The sequence below is a fragment of the Haloferax sp. Atlit-4N genome, assembly GCF_003383025.1.
GTDB classification, from domain to species: Archaea; Halobacteriota; Halobacteria; order Halobacteriales; family Haloferacaceae; genus Haloferax; species Haloferax gibbonsii.
In genome coordinates this window covers 1-16,911 of sequence record NZ_PSYY01000004.1, presented here as the reverse complement: position 1 = coordinate 16,911, position 16,911 = coordinate 1, and the positions used below count along the sequence as shown (strand labels likewise).

General features: G+C 65.0%; 15 protein-coding genes. 2 read left to right on the top strand and 13 right to left on the bottom strand.

Annotation, left to right across the window (positions count from 1 at the left end; genetic code table 11):
* Window positions 1-39: 39 nt before the first annotated feature.
* The 9 genes from C5C07_RS17630 to C5C07_RS17590 all read right to left on the bottom strand — a co-directional run bounded on the left by C5C07_RS17630 (window position 40) and on the right by C5C07_RS17590 (window position 9,561).
* Window positions 40-1,248, bottom strand: a complete 1,209-nt coding sequence (locus C5C07_RS17630) for a cytochrome P450 (RefSeq protein WP_115805721.1) — start codon at window positions 1,246-1,248, stop codon at window positions 40-42.
* A gap of 151 nt (window positions 1,249-1,399) precedes the next feature.
* Window positions 1,400-2,020 (bottom strand): TetR/AcrR family transcriptional regulator, encoded by a 621-nt coding sequence (locus C5C07_RS17625; protein ID WP_004978385.1) that lies wholly within the window; start codon window positions 2,018-2,020, stop codon window positions 1,400-1,402.
* Between the two features lie 84 nt (window positions 2,021-2,104).
* Window positions 2,105-2,392, bottom strand: coding sequence for a hypothetical protein (locus tag C5C07_RS17620; RefSeq protein WP_004978387.1), 288 nt, complete (start codon window positions 2,390-2,392; stop codon window positions 2,105-2,107).
* Window positions 2,393-2,396: 4 nt separating this feature from the next.
* Window positions 2,397-3,230, bottom strand: coding sequence for an SDR family NAD(P)-dependent oxidoreductase (locus tag C5C07_RS17615; protein WP_115805720.1), 834 nt, complete (start codon window positions 3,228-3,230; stop codon window positions 2,397-2,399).
* A gap of 101 nt (window positions 3,231-3,331) precedes the next feature.
* On the bottom strand, window positions 3,332-4,429 hold the full coding sequence (locus C5C07_RS17610) for a phosphate uptake regulator PhoU (RefSeq protein WP_115805719.1): 1,098 nt from the start codon (window positions 4,427-4,429) through the stop codon (window positions 3,332-3,334).
* 170 nt (window positions 4,430-4,599) lie between these two features.
* On the bottom strand, window positions 4,600-5,550 hold the full coding sequence (pstB, locus tag C5C07_RS17605) for a phosphate ABC transporter ATP-binding protein PstB (RefSeq protein WP_004978394.1): 951 nt from the start codon (window positions 5,548-5,550) through the stop codon (window positions 4,600-4,602).
* Window positions 5,551-5,552: 2 nt separating this feature from the next.
* Window positions 5,553-7,175 (bottom strand): phosphate ABC transporter permease PstA, encoded by a 1,623-nt coding sequence (pstA, locus tag C5C07_RS17600; RefSeq protein WP_115805718.1) that lies wholly within the window; start codon window positions 7,173-7,175, stop codon window positions 5,553-5,555.
* Window positions 7,175-8,308, bottom strand: coding sequence for a phosphate ABC transporter permease subunit PstC (gene pstC / locus C5C07_RS17595; protein WP_004978398.1), 1,134 nt, complete (start codon window positions 8,306-8,308; stop codon window positions 7,175-7,177). The genes pstA and pstC overlap by 1 nt, the downstream gene beginning before the upstream one ends.
* Window positions 8,309-8,370: 62 nt before the next feature.
* Window positions 8,371-9,561: a substrate-binding domain-containing protein gene (locus C5C07_RS17590; protein WP_004978400.1), complete on the bottom strand. Its 1,191-nt coding sequence runs from the start codon at window positions 9,559-9,561 to the stop codon at window positions 8,371-8,373.
* A 185-nt stretch (window positions 9,562-9,746) separates the two neighbouring features.
* Here C5C07_RS17590 and C5C07_RS17585 point away from each other — a divergent pair, with 185 nt between their 5' ends.
* A complete protein-coding gene (locus C5C07_RS17585) occupies window positions 9,747-10,730 on the top strand; it encodes a halo transducer protein (protein ID WP_115805717.1) in 984 nt (327 codons plus the stop codon).
* A gap of 15 nt (window positions 10,731-10,745) precedes the next feature.
* Here the strand turns inward: C5C07_RS17585 and C5C07_RS17580 are convergent, their stop codons facing one another.
* From C5C07_RS17580 to C5C07_RS17565, 4 genes are all read right to left on the bottom strand, one after another.
* Window positions 10,746-13,895, bottom strand: coding sequence for a type 2 lanthipeptide synthetase LanM family protein (locus C5C07_RS17580; RefSeq protein ID WP_115805716.1), 3,150 nt, complete (start codon window positions 13,893-13,895; stop codon window positions 10,746-10,748).
* Between the two features lie 112 nt (window positions 13,896-14,007).
* Entirely contained in the window at window positions 14,008-14,187 is a 180-nt protein-coding gene (locus C5C07_RS17575) for a hypothetical protein (RefSeq protein WP_049968935.1), read from the bottom strand.
* A 109-nt stretch (window positions 14,188-14,296) separates the two neighbouring features.
* Window positions 14,297-15,136, bottom strand: coding sequence for an ABC transporter permease (locus C5C07_RS17570; RefSeq protein ID WP_082220718.1), 840 nt, complete (start codon window positions 15,134-15,136; stop codon window positions 14,297-14,299).
* Complete coding sequence (locus C5C07_RS17565) at window positions 15,133-16,194, bottom strand: ABC transporter ATP-binding protein (RefSeq protein WP_233510448.1); 1,062 nt, start codon at window positions 16,192-16,194, stop codon at window positions 15,133-15,135. Before C5C07_RS17565 ends, C5C07_RS17570 begins: the two co-directional genes overlap by 4 nt.
* Window positions 16,195-16,490: 296 nt before the next feature.
* On the opposite strand from C5C07_RS17565, the gene sod reads away from it, so the two are divergent.
* The coding region (gene sod, locus C5C07_RS17560; RefSeq protein WP_147302044.1) for a superoxide dismutase [Mn] at window positions 16,491-16,911 on the top strand (421 nt) is incomplete at its 3' end.

Sequence of the window (16,911 nt, the reverse complement as noted above, 5' to 3'; positions counted from 1 at the left end):
CGATTCCCCTGCGCGAACGCGCGTCTCGACGCCCGCGCGTTAGTTCACGCGACATGGGAGCGACTGAAGCCCGTAGTGTCCGTTGAGCGGGTGGAGGTCCGACAGGTCGGCTTCCAGACTGTCGAAACGCGCGAGGAGTCGGTCGAGTGCGGTGTCCGCTTCGAGGCGCGCGAGCGGTGCGCCCAGACAGTAGTGGACGCCTTTCCCGAACGCGAGGTGTTGGTTCGGTCTGCGCTCCGGGCGGAACGTCTCGGGGTCGTCGAAGACCGCCGGGTCGCGGTTCGCGGCACCCACCCAGACGTTCACGACTTCGCCCGCCGAGATGCGCTTTCCGCCCACTTCGACGTCTTCGCTTGCGATGCGCTGAATCTCCTGTATCGGGGAGCGATAGCGGAGGACCTCTTCGATGGCTTTCTTGCGGCTGACCTCGCCGGACCGGACCGCCTCCGTGAGGCCCTGTTCCTCGAAACACCAGATGGCGTTCGTGAGGAGGTTCGTCGTCGTGATGTTCCCCGCGAGGAGGAGAATCATACAGAACCCGATTTTCTCCTGCCGGCTCAGTTCGTCTGTCGTCGCCGCCAGCGTGATGAGGTCGTCTCCGTCGCCTCCCTGTCGTTCCGTGAGGAGTTTGGCGAAGTACTGACCCATCTCCTTTTGCGCCGCCCCCCGCTTTCGTTTCATCCGCTGGACTGCTTCGTCACTCGGCTCTTCGGGGCGAGCGATGAGCGCTTCGGACCACTCCTTGAACTGGTCGCGGCGTTCGGCGGGGATGCCCAGTAGTTCCGCGATGACCGTCACCGGGAGCGGGACGGCGAACGATTCGACGAAGTCGAATTGGTCCCGAGTTTCGAGTCCGTCCACTAACTCGTCGGTGAGTTCTTCGAGTCGAGGCCGATACTCGCGCAGCGCGCCGGGTTGGAAGCGCTCGTTGACGAATCCCCGCAGGCGCTCGTGCTCCGGCGGGTCCGTGCTAATCATCGTTTTGAGAACGGACATCTCGCCCCCAGCGTCGTCCCCTAGGCTGGCGCTACTGCCGGAGCGGTCCGCCGAGAACGTCTCGTGGTCGCGGAGGACGCGGTCGACGTCCTCGTAGCGGAAGACGTCCCACGTTTCGCGCTGTTCGTCGTACTGGACTGGGGCATCACGCCGCATCTCGGCGTACCACTCGAACGGTGCGAGGTGGGCGTCGCGACTTCGGAGCGCGGCCGGTAACTGGCGAGCACTGTCGACTGAATCAGTTGACTGCACGCGTTAATTGACCAATTAATCAGTTATAGGCTTGTTGGCTTCTGCTCTCGAGAGAGAGAGTGACGGCACACAGCGTTTGGAGGCGGCGCTACGGGGTGGGAGAGGCGGAAAGGCCGGTTACCGGCGGGGTACCGGCGGCACCGAACCGGTGTCAGCTGTCGGCGGAGATGTCGGCGATAATTCCGTCGATGAGGGCCCGTGCCTGTTCGTCGGCGTCGGCCCAGTTCGTCGTCGACCGGGTGTGCAGTCCCTGCTTGAGCAGAAAGAGGACGTGGGTGGCGGTCAGTTCCGGGTCGACGGGGCGGAACTGCCCGTTCTCGATGCCGGCTTCGATAACGTGCGTGAGCGCGTCCCGCATCCGCCCGTCGACTCGCGTCGTCTCTTCGCGGAACGCGTCGTCCCACGTCGCGTGTGCCCACAACTCGACGAACACTCGCGCGGTGGCCGTCTCGATATCGGCCGGCGGGGAGTGCATGGCCGCTTCGAGCTGCGCGGTAGACGGGTGGAGGACCTGTTCGACGAACGTCCGAAGCTCTGCCCCCGCGTCGGTCACCGGTCGCTCCAACCGTTGTCCGACGAATATCCCGACGAAGTCGTCGAGCATCGAGAGCAACAGTTCGTCTTTGCTGTCGAAGTAGTGGTAGATAATCGACGGGTTCTGTCCGAGTTCCTCACCGATGTCCTTGATCGTGAGGTCCGCGTATCCGTGCTCGGAGAGCGCGCGGAACGCGGCTTCCCTGATTCGCTGTTTCGTCCCGGGATTGTCACTCATCGCGTCTGTGGTTCGAGTTCGTCCACGGCCCGTATTCAGTATTCTCATCGACGCAGTCGCAACCGGCGTCCCGCCGTTTGGGTCTCATTCGTCCTCGCTCCAGTACGAGGCAAGCGAGACGGCGAACAGGACACCCGTCCCGAACGCGGTGGCGAGCGTCCCTCGGGTGACCGCGTCTCGGTTTCGCCACCCGAGTCCGACGGCAATCGCGGCGTTCGCACTCCCCCAAACGACGTTCGCGACGGCGCTCGAATCCTCTCCGGCCGGGGTCTGGTGTCGTTGCCCGGTGATGCCTTTGACCAGGTGCGGGACCGCGTTCGTCCCGAACAGCCCGAGGAGGGCGAACGCGACGTACTCTCGGCTCGTCGCCATCGGCTCAGTCGGCCGCCTGCCCGCCATCGACGGGCAACGTGTGTCCGGTGATGAACGAGGCGTCGGACGAACAGAGGAACGCAACTGCCCCGGCCATCTCCTCGGGTTCGGCGACGCGACCCATCGGAACGTCCCGCATGGCGGACGTGTCGAATTCGGCCCGCATCGTCGAAATCGCCATCTTGAGCATCTGAACCACCCTGTCGACCTTACTCAGGAACGGTATCGAGGACAGGAATCCGTCGTCGAACATGCTGGACGAGATGTTCGTCTTCGTCGGGCCGGGCGCGATGGCGTTGACGCGGACGCCCTGTTCGGCGTACTCGAGCGCGACCGACTTCGTCAGGCCGACGACGCCGTGTTTGCTCGCCGAGTAGCTCGACAGCCCGCCCATCCCGACCAGACCCGCCTCCGACGCCGTGTTGACGATGACGCCGCCGTGCCGTTTCAGCACGGGGAGTTCGGCCTTCATGCACGTCCAGACGCCCTTCAGGTTGATGTCGATGAGCCGCTGCCACTGCTCGTCGCTGATGCTCGTCGTCTCCGCGAACCCGGTGAGGATGCCGGCGTTGTTGAACGCGATGTCGAGGCTCCCGTACTTGTCGACCGCGACTTTGACCATTCGCCGGACCGACTCCGCGTCGGTGACGTCGACGGCGACGAACGTCGCTTCGTTCCCGGCGGCCTCGATGCGGGCGACCGTCTCCCGGCCCGTCTCCTCGACGACGTCGGCGACCACGACGTTCACGCCCTCCGCGGCGAACCGCTCCGCCGTCGCGCGCCCGATTCCCGAACCGCCACCCGTTACGACTGCCGTCTTTCCGGTTAGTCCCTTCATGGTCGATGTCTCGTTTAATTAATCGGTCAATTAATAAGCTTTCCCGGATGGCGACCCCGGCGATAACCGCGGGCTCCGACAGACGCGGGACACCGACCGCGTCAGGCGCTCTGGGAGTGTCCTGCGGACTCGGTCCCGTCCTCGCGGGTCGGGCGCTCGTCCATGTTTCGGGTTCGGACCGCCGTCCTGAGCCCGACCTCGGCGACGTTACCGGCGTGTTCGGCAGTTCGTTCGAGCGCGTGGAGCGCGTGCGCGAACCGGTAGTTCGCGTCAGCGTCGACCTCCTCGAACAGCCGTCGCTCCGCGTCGGCGACGCCCTCGCAGACCCGGTCGCGCGCCGCCAGCGCCTCCCGCGCCGCGTCGGGGTCGTCGCCTTCGAGGGCGACCTGCACCGCTGATTCGAGCGACGCCGGGACCAACTCGGCGAGTTCGGACACCTCGTCGGCGACTGCGGGAGGAAGCGGGTCGGGAACCGCCGACGCGACGGCGGCGATTCGCTCGGCCTGGTCGGCGACGCGCTCTAACTCGCGGGCCGCGGTGTGGAGTCGGAACAGCTCCGGGCGCGTCTCTCCGAGGGCGTCCACCTCGTCGAGGCGGTCGAGCCCGCGGGTGAAGTGCCGGTCGACCATGGCGAACAGGCGGTCGGCGCGGTCGTCGCGCTCCGCGAAGCCGTCGAGGGGGGCGGCACCGGTGAGCGCGGCGGTCGCGTCGCGGTGCATCGAAACGGCGACGAACTGGAGCTGTCGGACCGACTGGCGGATAGAGACCTCGTTCGCGTCGAGGACGTTCCGCACCGTGACGGCGGTGTCCGACTCCTCCGTGATGGTCACGCCGACGAGGTTCCGTGCGACCCGCCTGACGGCCTGTCGCTGTTCGGCGTCGAACGTCCCGTCGGCCTCGATGACGACCTGTTTCGACCCGGCGGCGTAGGCCGCCCGGAGCGTCTGTTCGAGGAAGTCGCCGCCTGCGGGGTCGACTCCGCCGTCCGCGCCGTCCGCGTCGCTCCCACCGACAGTCACCGTGAACTGCATCGACGAATCGTCCTCGCACTCGGGAGCCTGCACGACTAACATCCCGTCGAGGTGCGTGTGGAGGTTGACGACGGTTCCGGCGGTGATGCCCTCACCGTCCGCCCACTCTCGGGGGAGCGAGACGGTGAACGTCCCGTTGCTGACCTGCTGAATCTTGCGTGTCTCCATTGTGTTGGCTGTCTGAGTTCGTGTTGTCTGAATGCCAGTTCCGCGGTGACGCCGACCCCGCCTCGACGGGTAGCTCGACTGGCGAGAAGCGAGCGTTGCCGGCCGCGGGGACGGGCGGGCGGGTCGGCGGTCTGTCCGGGTCGAGACGGCGGGTGTGAGTCTGGCGTCGACTACCCGAACTTCCCGCTGATGTAGTCCTCGACGCGCTGGCTCTGGGGGTCTTCGAACACCTGGTCGGTGTCGCCGTACTCGACGAGTTCGCCGCCGGTGAGGAACACCGCCGTCTGGTCCGAGATGCGCGCCGCCTGCTGCATGTTGTGGGTGACGATGACGACCGTGTACTCCTCGGCGAGGTCGTGGACGAGGTCCTCGATTTTCGAGGTCGCGATGGGGTCGAGCGCCGAGGCGGGCTCGTCCATGAGCAGCACTTCGGGGTCGGTCGCCAGCGCGCGGGCGATGCAGAGCCGCTGTTGCTGGCCGCCGGAGAGGCCGAGCGCGTTGTCGTCGAGGCGGTCGTTCACCTCGTCCCACAGCGCCGCCTGTCGGAGGGAGCGCTCGACGAGTTCGTCGACCGCGTCGTCGTCGCTCCGGCCGAGTAAGTTGGCGAGCAGGCCGGTGTCGAGGTCGCCGTGCTTCCGCGGGCCGTAGGAGATGTTGTCCGCGATGCTCTTCGGGAACGGGTTCGGCGACTGGAACACCATCCCGACGCGCTTGCGGAGTTCGACGAGGTTGACGCCGTCCTGGTAGATTTCCTCTCCTTCGAGTCGGACCGAGCCGTCGATGCTCGCGGCCTTGATACGGTCGTTCATCCGGTTGAGACACCGGAGGAACGTCGACTTCCCGCAGCCGGAGGGGCCGATGAGCGCCGTGACGCTGTTTTCGGGAATCTCCATCGAGACGCTCTTCAGCGCGTGGTCGTCGCCGTAGTACACGTCGAGGTCGGAGACCGAGAGCTTCGCCTCGCCCTCGAACTCGTGTTCGACCCACTCCTCGCGGGTCCGCTCGCGCGTCTCGCCGCTCGTGACTTCGAGCGGCTGGTCGGTGCCGGGGCTCGCGCCGCCGGCGAGTTCGCTGTCCGTCGTCGCCTGTGCGTCGTCCGTCGTCTGTCTGGTTTCACTCATGGTTAGTCGTGCTGAAGTTTACTCCGGAAGTAGTACCGCGTCGCGATGCCGACCGCGTAGAAGCCCAAGACGACCACGAGCAGGATGAGCGCCGTCGCCCACCGGAACTCGTCGATGGCGCTGATGTTCGACGACTCCCCGACGCCCGCGGTGATAAGCGAGTAGAGCTGATACGGGAGCGCCGAGGTCGCCTGCATCAGTTCGGGGTTGGTGACGAACGGCGGCGCAGACTGGAGCTGGAAGCCGCCGAGCACGTCGACCGTCTGGCTGCCCGGCGGGGCGACGCTCCCCGACATGGTCAGGAGAATGGGCGCGGTCTCACCGGCGATGCGGCCGACCCCGAGGATGATACCCGTGACGATGCCCGGAAGCGCCGCCGGGAGGACGATGCTCCGAACGGTCTGCCACTTCGTGACACCGAGGGCCGCGCTCGCGTCGCGGTACTCGTCGGGGACCGCCAGCATCGACTCCCGACTCGTGATGACGACGAGCGGGAGGAGCATGAAGCCGAGCGTGAGCATCCCCGCCAGCAGCGACTTCCGGTTGCCGAGCCGCGGGACGAGGAACGCCAGTCCGAACAGCCCGAAGACGATGCTGGGCGTGCTCCACAGGCCGTTGGTTGCGATTTCGACGACCTGCGTGAAGCGCCCGCGGTCCGCGTACTCGGTGATGAAGACCGCCGCGCCGATACCGAGCGGAACGGCGAACAGCACCGCGCCGACGACGAGCCAAATCGTGCCCACGATGGCCGGGAGGACGCCGTTCACGTCGTTGAGGAGCGCGACGCCGTTCATCACGAACGGCCACGAGACGGGAAGCGAGAACGTCACGCCGACCAGCGTCACTTCGGGGCCCGCACCCGCGCCGAGCGCGAGGCCCTTGAACAGCCCCGGCAGGCCCTTCAGGACCGTGAACGCGACGAGAAGGAACAGCAGCGCGATGATGGAGATGGCGTTCAGGTAGACGAGGACGTACGCGCCGATGTGGCGGCCGCGCGCGCCGAACCCGCCGTAGGCCTTCGCGGCGGCCCAGCCGACGAGCAGGGAACAGAACGCCGTCAGGACCGGAATCGTGAACTCGGCGTTGAACGACGCCTGCTGTTCCCACCCGAGGTCCCAGACCCACGACGGCCCGATGACGCCGGTGAGGAAGACGACGCCGGCGAAGACGGCCAGCGCGCCGGCGGGGAGCGTCGAGCCGATGTCCTCGCGGGGGACCGCGCTCACCGCGAACGCGGCCCCGCCGGTGACGAGCGACGCGACGACCCACCCGGCCGTCCCGAGCCCGAGCGTCTGCGAGGCGACCAGCCCGCCGACGACGAACCAGATGAGGCCGAACGTCCCAGAGGCGAGAAGCCCGGCGGTCGGTCTGGGGTCGGTGGCGACGTAGCCGAGGCGGGAGCCGACGCCGAAGGTGACGACGGCGAAGCCGAGAACGACCAACAGTCCGCCGAGGAGCGCGACCATCGGCACGCCCGCCACGGGGTCGGTGATGGTCACGAGTTCGAACACCGACGCGAGCGAGAGGGCGAACAGCACCGCCGCCAGTCCCACCGCGCCGGCGGCGACCGCTTCTGTCTCGGAGGTGTCCTCGCTGACGAGCGCGGTGTCGGTCGCACTCGCCATTATTCGGCACCTCCGAGCTTCCGGCGCATGCGCGCCTCGATGTACTGCGAGCCGATGCTGAGGAACAGCACCGTGACGAACAGGATGACGCCCGCGACGAACAGCGCCGAGAGCTGGAGGCCGTCGGCGTCGCCGTAGTTCGCCGCGATGAGCGACGTGAGCGTGTCGTTACCGTAGAAGACGTTGTACAGCGGCTTCGTGAGCCCCGGACTGCCGCGGAGCATCACGGTCGCCGCCATCGTCTCGCCGATGGCGCGGCCCACGCCGAGGAGGACCGCGGCCGAGACGCCCGAGAACGCCGCCGGCAACGTGATGGAGGTCATCGTCTGCCAGTCGGTCGTGCCGAGAGCGAGCGATCCGCTTTTCATCGACTCGGGGACGCTGTTGAGCGCGTCTTCGGCGACCGAGACGACCGTCGGGAGCGCCATCAGGCCGACGACGATGCCGACGAACAGGTACGTTCCCTGCCCGAGGATGTCGAACTGGTCGGCCGCCCACGGGCTGAGGATGGTAAAGCCGATGAAACCGTAGACGATGGATGGGATGCCCGCCAGAATCTCGACACCCGGTTTGACGAGTTCGCGGACGGTCCGCGGGGCGATTTCGCTGAGGAAGAGCGCCGCGGCCACGCCCAGCGGGGCGGCGACCGCCGTCGCGATGATGGTGACGAGCACCGTCCCGTGAATCATCGGGACGAGCGAGTACTGAATCGGCGGCGTCACCGGACTCCAGCGCGTCTCGATGAAGAGTCGCAGGCCCGGAATCGGCACGCCGAAGACGTTCACGGTCGCGTACTGCACGGTCGGCCACGCCTCCGCGAAGATGAAGACGAGGATGAGCCCGAGGACGAGGATGGTCGAGACCGTCGTCGTCAGCGTGAGCACGCGCGCTGTCAATTCTTGGTGTCTGAGCCAGCCGTAGCCCGTCGCGACGAGGAACACCGCGAACGGGATAGCTGTCAGCGAGGAGACGGCCAGAAAGCCCGCGAACGCCGCGAGGAGCGACACCGCCGCGACCGTGACCGTGACGAGCGCGTCCGGTGGCGTCTCGTCGACGAAGTCGCGACCGCGCCGGAGCCCTCGCCGAGCCGTCGCTCGGAGGCCGGCACCGTCGGAGTCTGGAAGTACGTTCATGATTGGAGCGTCGATGAATGGAAAGAACGAGGTTCAGGAACCGCTACCGCGTCCGAGTCGCGTTACGCTTGGCTCGGAAGCTTGTCCTTCTCGGACTGAAGGTCCTTGTCGGGAAGTGGGATGTAGTTGTTGTCCTCGACGAACAGCTTCTGACCGAACGTGGTCAGGAACATGTTCATGAACGCGGCTTCGCGCATGTCCGTCCCGCTCGGGGTGTCCTCCGTGATGGTCGTGTACTGGTGGAGGTCGCGGTTGAGCGGGTAGTCGCTGTCGAAGATGGTGTGCTCCGCGCTCTTGTCCGGCGCGTAGAGCGTGCCCTCGAATTCGATGCCGATGGGCTGGACCTGCGGGCCGGTGAACGCGAGTGCCATGTACGCGATGGCACCGTCGTTCTGCTGGACGACGGTCGCGACCTGCTGGTTCTGGCCCTTCCGGGTGTCGACGCCTTCCATCGAGGCGTCGGCGCTGCCGAGCATGTTGAGGCGGAACGAGGTGTCCGTCCCGGAGCCTTCCGCGCGGCCGACCACGTAGATTTCCTGGTCGTGACCGCCGACTTCGCTCCAGTTGGTAATTTCGTCCTGGTAGATCTTGCGAACTTCTTCGCCGGTGAGTTCCGTCACGCCTGCGTCGGAGACGTCCTTCGAGACGACGACGGGCTGGCCGTCGCGGCCGAGGACGTGGTCCACGTAGTTCGCGTCGCGCTCTTCTTCGCTGATGCCGAGTTCCGCCGTGATGGGACCCGACGAGTTACCGATGTCGACGAGGCCGTCGCGGACGGACTTACAGCCCGTTCCGGAGTGGCTCAGGCCGATGCTGGTGGCGAACGGCGGGTTCGCCTGCGTGTCGGTCGGCTCGAAGCCGTAGAGGCTCGCGAAGTAGTCGGCGAGGCGGAGGTCCGTCTCAATCTCGTCCCACCCGGGGACGGACGCCTCGTCGGTCGAACCCCAGTACTCGCCGTCGCTCGGCGGCGCGTTGGAGTTCCAGTAGGAGCTTCCCTTGTTCGCGATGGGATACACCGTCGAGGAGCCCTCGGCGGTGAGCATCTGCGGCGCGCTCGATTCGGTCGTCTCCTCGGGGGTCGAGGTCGTGGTCTCCGGAGCGTCCGTCTCTTCTTCTTCGGTCGCCGGCGCGTCGGTCTCGGGGTTCGACTGCCCCGAACAACCGGCGAGCCCCGCGACGCCCGCCGCGCTCGATGCGACGAGGAACTGCCGACGTGATACGCTGCCTGCCAACTTCTTGGAATCTTGCGCCATCACGTGGTCAGACCCGGTTTTAAATAAAATGCGTTTATAATACCACTTTAGTTCTATCAGAGTTCAACGTAACACTAAGAGTCGAAATAGTCCGATATTAGCGCACACATCGGTACCGAGACCTATATACTCGAACGTAATCGAGACGACAGAAAATATAACGGGTCCCGAGATACGTACGCACGATGGCCCAGCAGGACGGAACCACCGGCTCAGAACGTATCGTCGGTCTGTCGAAACCCGCGGCGGTCGAGCGCGTCGTGGACGCCGACGAGTCCCGAGACCCCGACACCGTTCGCGCGGTGCTCGACCACGTGACCGAAGACGGCATCGTGACGGCCGACGGCGTCGACTCGGCGGTCACGGACACGTCGATGATTCTCTCGACCGCGGAGACCCGCGTCGAACTCGCGTCCATCGACCTCGACGACGCCCGCGAGGCCGCCGGCGACGACGCGGCCGTCGGTGCCGTTCGCTCCCGTCTCGACGTGTTCGAGGCGAAGGTCTCGAACGCGACCGAGCGGGTCGAATCGCTCGGCGAGAGTGTACAGGGGCTCTCCGGGTGGCGCGGCGACCCCCGGTCCGTCTACGACACCGTGCTCGGGCTCCGGGAGGTCGCGTCAGAAGCGCAGGCGCTCACCACGCACGCGGACAACGTACAACTCGACATCGAGGAGTTCGAGCGGTGGCTGTCGACCCACGACGTTCGCGTGCGCGGGCTCGACGGCGACGTGGCGGCGCTCGAACAGTCGCTCGACGGGCTCGCCGACCGAGTGGCGTTCGTCGCCGACGGGAAGGACGCCGACACGCCCGAAGCGGGAGGCGATGACCGCGCGACCGAATGGTACAACGCCGCGCTCCGCGCCCGCGTTTCGGACCTGCTGGTCGAGGACGTGCGAGCCGAACTCGCCGACCTGCGGGAACTGGCTCCCGAGTCGGCCGGGGAGGACGACGGTCTCGGCGACGCCGCCGTCGACCTCGACGAACTCGACGCCCGCGTGGAACGGCTCCGCGGGCGACTCGGCGACCTCGCCCGGCCGTCGTGGACCGACGAGTACGGGGCGCGAATCGAGTCGTTCGAGGCGACGCTGGCCGCGTTCGAACCGCCGGTGTCGTGGGGCGCGGTGCAGGCCGAACTCGACGACGCTCGGGTCGGCGACGACGGGTGAGTTGAGGTCCCCCACTCACTCCAAGAGGAGAACAGAAGGAAGTTGTTCGGGGTTCTCTAATCGTAATAGCGAGTAGACGACGCCGGAGAGACCGTGGAAGAACATCGGGTTCGGAAAGGTCGCCGTGTGTCCAGTCATCGAAAACTCGCCGTGGGCGTCTCTCCGAGTGAGACACCGGCGGGCCAGTCCGATTGCGTGTGATCCGTCGAGGGTCCCGCGGCGCGCACCGACGAGAAGCGCTTCGACCCGCCCGAAGTTCCCGCAGCAGACGTGGTCCATGTTCGACGGCTCGGCTCGCGCGGTCTCCGAGAGCGCGTCAATCGCGGCGTTGTGGAGGTCGCTGTCGTCGAGTGCGTCTGCGATGCCGAGCCGAGCGAGTGCCATCCCCGACCGACCGTGGCACCACTTATCATCATAGCTCGTGTCCTCGTGCGATTTCGCCCAGTTGTTCCGGTTCGGGTCGTACAGCGCCGATTCGAAGGCGAGTGCCTCGCGCGTTGCGTCCAAGAACCGTTCGTCCCCTGTCGCCTCGGCGAGGCGGGCGAGCGCGTAGCCGATTCCGCACGCGCCGTGTGAGAACCCCGTGAGTGGCGGCTCGTCCTCGGCAGTTCGCCACACTCGGTAGCCGTCTTCCAGCACGCGGCCATCAAGGAGGCGCTCTCCGCACGCGACTGCCCGGTCGAGAACGGACTCGTCGCCGTGCCGGTCGTAGTACGCGAGGAGGCCAAGAACGGTCCCACCAACCCCCTCCAGTACGTCGAACGTTTCGTCGTTCATTACGTGGGACTCCGTGACGACGTCCGCGGCGGACCGCGCGGCGCGGCGGTATTCGTCGGCGTCGAGAAGCTCCGAGATGACCGTAAGCGTGTATACGACCGACCCGACGCCGAGCATCCCACCCAGGTTCGGCGGCGGGCCACCGTCTTCGATGGCGTCGAGTATGGGTGATAAGATTTCTTCCGCCACGGTTCGATAGCGCGTCTCGCCCGTAGTCTCGAAGAGCGCTGCGGCCGCCAGCGCGATACCACCGCGCCCGTGGTACAGCGAGAAGTCCGTCGGATAGAGGTCGATTCCCGTCTCCGTCGGCGAGATCGACACCCAAGCGTCGCCGTCTGGCGTCTCAATACCGGCGTCCAGAACCTCCTCGAACAGGGTCCTCGCGGTCGCCTCGAACGTATTGGCGGAGACGTCGGGCTCGGGTGCGGGACCCGGTACTTGCGGCCCGAACGCGTACTGGAGCAGCCACGCCTGCCGGTCGCGGTCGTCGTCGTTCATCGAGTCGACCCGCTGTCGACATCGGTGAAAGCCGGGCGTATCGACGTCAACGGGTAACTCCTTCCCATCGTGAACGACTGTGCTGCTCGTCGGCGACGACGCGAACCGCGGGAAGTCGCGGCGGCGGAGCGCCCTCCGCTCGGCCGCGTACAGCGGCCAGTACTGGTCGGCGTCGATTCGACCGTCGAAGAAGGGAACAGCGAGCTTCTCGTACTCGACCGAGAGACGGGCCCCGTCTCGGAGCGGGTCGCGGGCGGCCGCCGACCGGAGAATCGAGCCGTATCGAGCCGTCGCCCGGTACACCAACCGGTTCTCAATGCCGTCGACGAGGCTGGAAGGCAACACCTCGCCGAAGAACGCGCCGTTTTCGTGTAACGAGCGGATGGCGTCGTACGCTTCGGTGAATCCCTCGCCAAGCGCCTCGGTGTACGAAACCGGCGGGTGGTCACCGTCTGTAGTACTCGCGGTGTTCGTGGTCAGGTTGACCTCTGGCCGGACCTCCTCTACCGTCATGACGTCCGTGTTCGCCGCTTCGATACCGGGTTTGGAGACGTCTTTGAACGCCCGCTCACTCGAACTACCGAAACCGGCGTGGGGAACGCCTGCATCGTCGTCGCTCGGGGTGCGCGGGTCGCCGACCGACCACGGTGCCAAGAGCGTAGAGAGTATCGTACTGTGGGCGACCGTGGACACTTCCGTGGGCGTCGGCATGGCCGCCGGATCAACGTAGGGGTGGAAAACCGTCTCGCCGTCGACGACCATCGGGCTCTCACCGTCGACGAGCAGGTTCTCGTACTGGCAGTCGGTCATGTTGAGCGCGTACGCGACGCAAGTGAGGACGCCCGCTTGCTCGTAGTACCGCCGTACTGCGTCGGTATCGGCTAAGTCGTCGTACGCTATCGGCTCCATCCACCCGTAGCTGTCTCTGGGGAGGTATTCCGGCGACCGAAAGGTCGTGACGGACGTGCGTTCGCTTACTCGTTCGAGCACTTCGTACAGGGCCACACCCCCGTCGACGCCTCTCGGTTTGTAGATGACGTCCGTCGAACCGAACGAAACGCGGACCGGAATTCGGCCCTTGGCGTGCGCGTCCGTCGAGAGCGGTTCGAGCGAGGTCACCGAACCGTCGATGCCGAACCGCTCCCTGAGCGAGGGAGCGTCGTCTCGAATCCGCTGGCAGAGTTCGGAAATCGCGTCGACCCAGTTGTCGATAATGACGGCAATTTGTCGGGCGAGAACAGGGTACTCGACGCAGAGGTTAGATATCCCGTGTGCGAACATTGCGTCGATGAACTCCTCGTAGTACTCGGTCGGCGGATCGTCGAACTCGTCGGGGTCGGCCGCAGCCAGTTCGGGGTCGAAGTGCTCTACGAAGCTCTTGAATTCGACGTACAGCGGCCGGACACAGAGCGCGTGGAACCGTCTGGTCAGCCCTTCGACCAGCGGCTCGACCGACTCGTCCGGAACGGAGAGCGTACCGAGCCGACCGCGCGCGAACTCGCTGAACCCGGTCAAAAGCTCCCGGAACGGGACGTCGTCCGGCGTACTCGAGTAGCGCGTCGGGTCGGAAGCCCGGAGGTACTGGATTAGTTCTTCGATCGTCTCGATCCACGCCGGGAGCGGCACGTCGCTTGGCCACTTCGTGGCCGCCAACTGGGCTTCGGCATCTGCCCGCTGGATTCCGTCGGCCGCCAACCGCTCGGTGAACTGTTCTTCGTCGGCGAAAAGTCCCTCCCACTCGTCCAGAATCGTCGTCGGAGATATCTCGGGGTCGGGGCCGGAGTCATTGGAGGGACCTTCGAGACGCTCGTGGAGCGTCCGGGCGCGACCGGCGATTTCGCGACGTTGTTGTTGTGTGAACACCATCTCGTCAGCTGTCGATGTCGTCATAGTGGATGTGAATCGGTACGCTACGGAGTGAATCGGAAAGCGCCTGCGAGCCGTCAGAAAAACCGATGGGCTTCTCCGCGGTCGAGCGACGCGGAGAAGCTTCGGGAACACCTCAGTTGGTGGTGTCGCAGCAGGGGAGCTTCGAGGCCGTGTGGCACGGGAGGTAGCACGACGCCGTCCCGGTGCTGTCGTGGGACATCTCGAACTTATCGGAGATGATCGACCCGAAGAGGCCGTCGTAGTGTGATTTGTCAACAGTACGTGCAATGCCGATGTCCAATGCAACTGACATCAAATTGTATATCTAAACGACATGTTATAAAACTAATGGCAATTAGTTATAAATTCAGCTCGTGTCGTCACTGGGGAGAGTTGGCCGATACCCCGTCGGTGGGTGTCACTCAGTAGTGTCCCATGACACCGCGGCGACGAGCGACCCGCGAGCAGTACTTGAAGACGACGTATCCGCAGACGAGATAACCGACACCGACCCCGAGGAGGACGGACAGTTCTTCGGCCGAGAACTCCCACAGCCGAATCCCGCGGCGCATCGATTGCTGGAGGAGCGCGGACCCCTGGACGAGCGGCAGTAGCCGAAGGGCCGGTACGTCTGCCGTTGGGGCTCCCACGAGACCGACCATCGCGAACTGCATGAGGTTCGAAACCGCTCCGATTCGCTTGTAGATAAGCGCGAGGCCCGCGAACACAAACCCGATTCCGACGACCGAAAGTAGCGAAGCGATTACCACGGGGGCGATAGTGAGCAGGTCGACCGAGAGCGTCCGTCCCGTAGTCACCAGCATGAGCACGAGGATAACTCCGCCGATAGCCATACTCTGAATCACGTTCGAGGCCGCTTTCAGGAGCATGACGCGGCCGAATCCGAACGGAGACATGTATAGCTGTTCGAGGGTTCCCCACTGGGACTCCTGTGTGATGTTCCCCGAGAGACCGGAGTACGCGCCTTGCGCCATCGTCCAGAGGAACCAACCGACGATGACGCCGTTGAGCGTCGAATCGAGCGATTGTGGCGACCCACCGATTCCGCCCACCACCGCTTGTCCGCCGAAGAAGACGATGGCGAAGAACACGTACATCGTCGCCACGTTGATGGCGAAGTTCACGCGGTACCGGAACATCACGGTGAACTGTTTTCTGATGACCTCCCAGAGGAGGCGACCAAGGCCGACGAGTGTCCTCGTCCCACCGAGGCTAGTCGAGTGCGCTGGCTCCGAACTCATGTCTGCGTGTCCATTTGTGGTGGGCGGCCAGATCCGAGTGAGCCCTCCGAAGACTGGTTTGTCAGTTGGATGAATATCTCCTCGAGGTCTGGTTCGACCGAAGTGAACGACTCGACTTCGCACCCGACCTCGCGCAGTCCGTCGACGAGTCGGTAGAACTCGTCGCCGCTGACGCGGACCGAAAACTGGGTCGAATCACCTCTCGTCTCGAACGAGTCCGCGTCGAACTGAGCTGAGAGGTACTGACGGACCCGCTGTGAGAGCGTCCCATCGACTACGATACGATACGACTGTATGTCGAACACATCGAGGAGGTCCGAGACGCTCTGGTCAGTGACGACCTCACCGTCATTCATCACCACAACTCGATCGCAGATGTCCTCGATGACGTCCATGTCATGGCTCGACAGGAGAAGCGTCGTTCCTTGGTCCGTGACCAGACGACGAAGCTCCTTGCGCAGCTCGAGCGAACTCTCGACATCGAGTCCGAGCGTCGGCTCGTCCAGCAGAACGACGTCGGCGTCCCTCGCGAGCGTGCAGGCGAGCGAGACTTTCTGCTTTTCGCCCCGTGAGAGTTCTCTGACGGTCGAGTCAGCTTTGTCTGTGAGCCCAAACTTCTCGAGCAGTTCCTGTTGACGTCGCTCTGTTTGCCCCGTCGACTCTCCGGCGAGTGCCGCGAAAAACCGCATATTCTCCCGAACCGTCAACCGCCAGTAGACGTTCCGAGCGCCCTCCAGCATCGCCCCGATGTGTTGGTACGCGCGCTCCGGTTCGTCATGTACGTCAGTCCCGTGAATCTGGACCGTTCCGTTTGTGGGAACGATGAGGCCGAGCAACGATTTAATCGTGGTCGTCTTCCCGGCACCATTGGGTCCGAGCAACCCGACGGCGGTGCCCCGCTCGATGTCGAAGTCCACTTGCTCGACTGCCGTGACCCGACCATCGCTACCCTCGTACTGCTTGTGGAGGTCTGACACCGAGAGTGCGATAGGGCCCGGTTCAGAGGGAGGAACCGCTCCATCAGATTGTAATGACGAATAGTTGAACTCTTCGAGCACGTCAGTTCGTGACGGCGGTCTACTATAATAAATTGTTGGCTACCAAACACGAACGACAACTCCGCGAAACCACGGTTTTATTCCGCCCGCAGAGTGCGTCTTCCCAAATCTCGAACCAGACGAACGACTCGGATTCGTCTGTTTGAAAGCGTCCTACTCGTCGGCCCGCAGACACTCCCCCAAGAGCTAGTAAATCGTGGGTCGAGGTGCGAGCGCGAACTATCACATCCACTACGTAAATCGCGTTCAGCGAAAGTACATGTGTGTTCGGTCCCTCGGTCTAGCTGCGAACACCAATGTCAGACTACGAACTTGACCCCCTCCCGTACGAGTACGACGCACTTGAGCCCCACATCTCCGAGCAGGTGCTGACGTGGCATCACGACACCCACCATCAGGGCTACGTCAACGGCTGGAACGCGGCCGAGGAGACCCTCGCCGAGAACCGCGAAGCAGGCGAGTTCGGCTCGTCTGCCGGCGCGCTTCGTAACGTCACCCACAACGGCTCGGGACACATCCTGCACGACCTGTTCTGGCAGAACATGTCGCCGGAAGGCGGCGACGAGCCCGAGGGTGCGCTCGCAGAGCGCATCGCGGAGGACTTCGGCTCCTACGAAGCCTGGAAGGGCGAATTCGAAGCGGCGGCCGGCGCGGCCGGCGGCTGGGCGCTTCTCGTCTACGACTCGTTCTCGAACCAGCTTCGGAACGTCGTCGTCG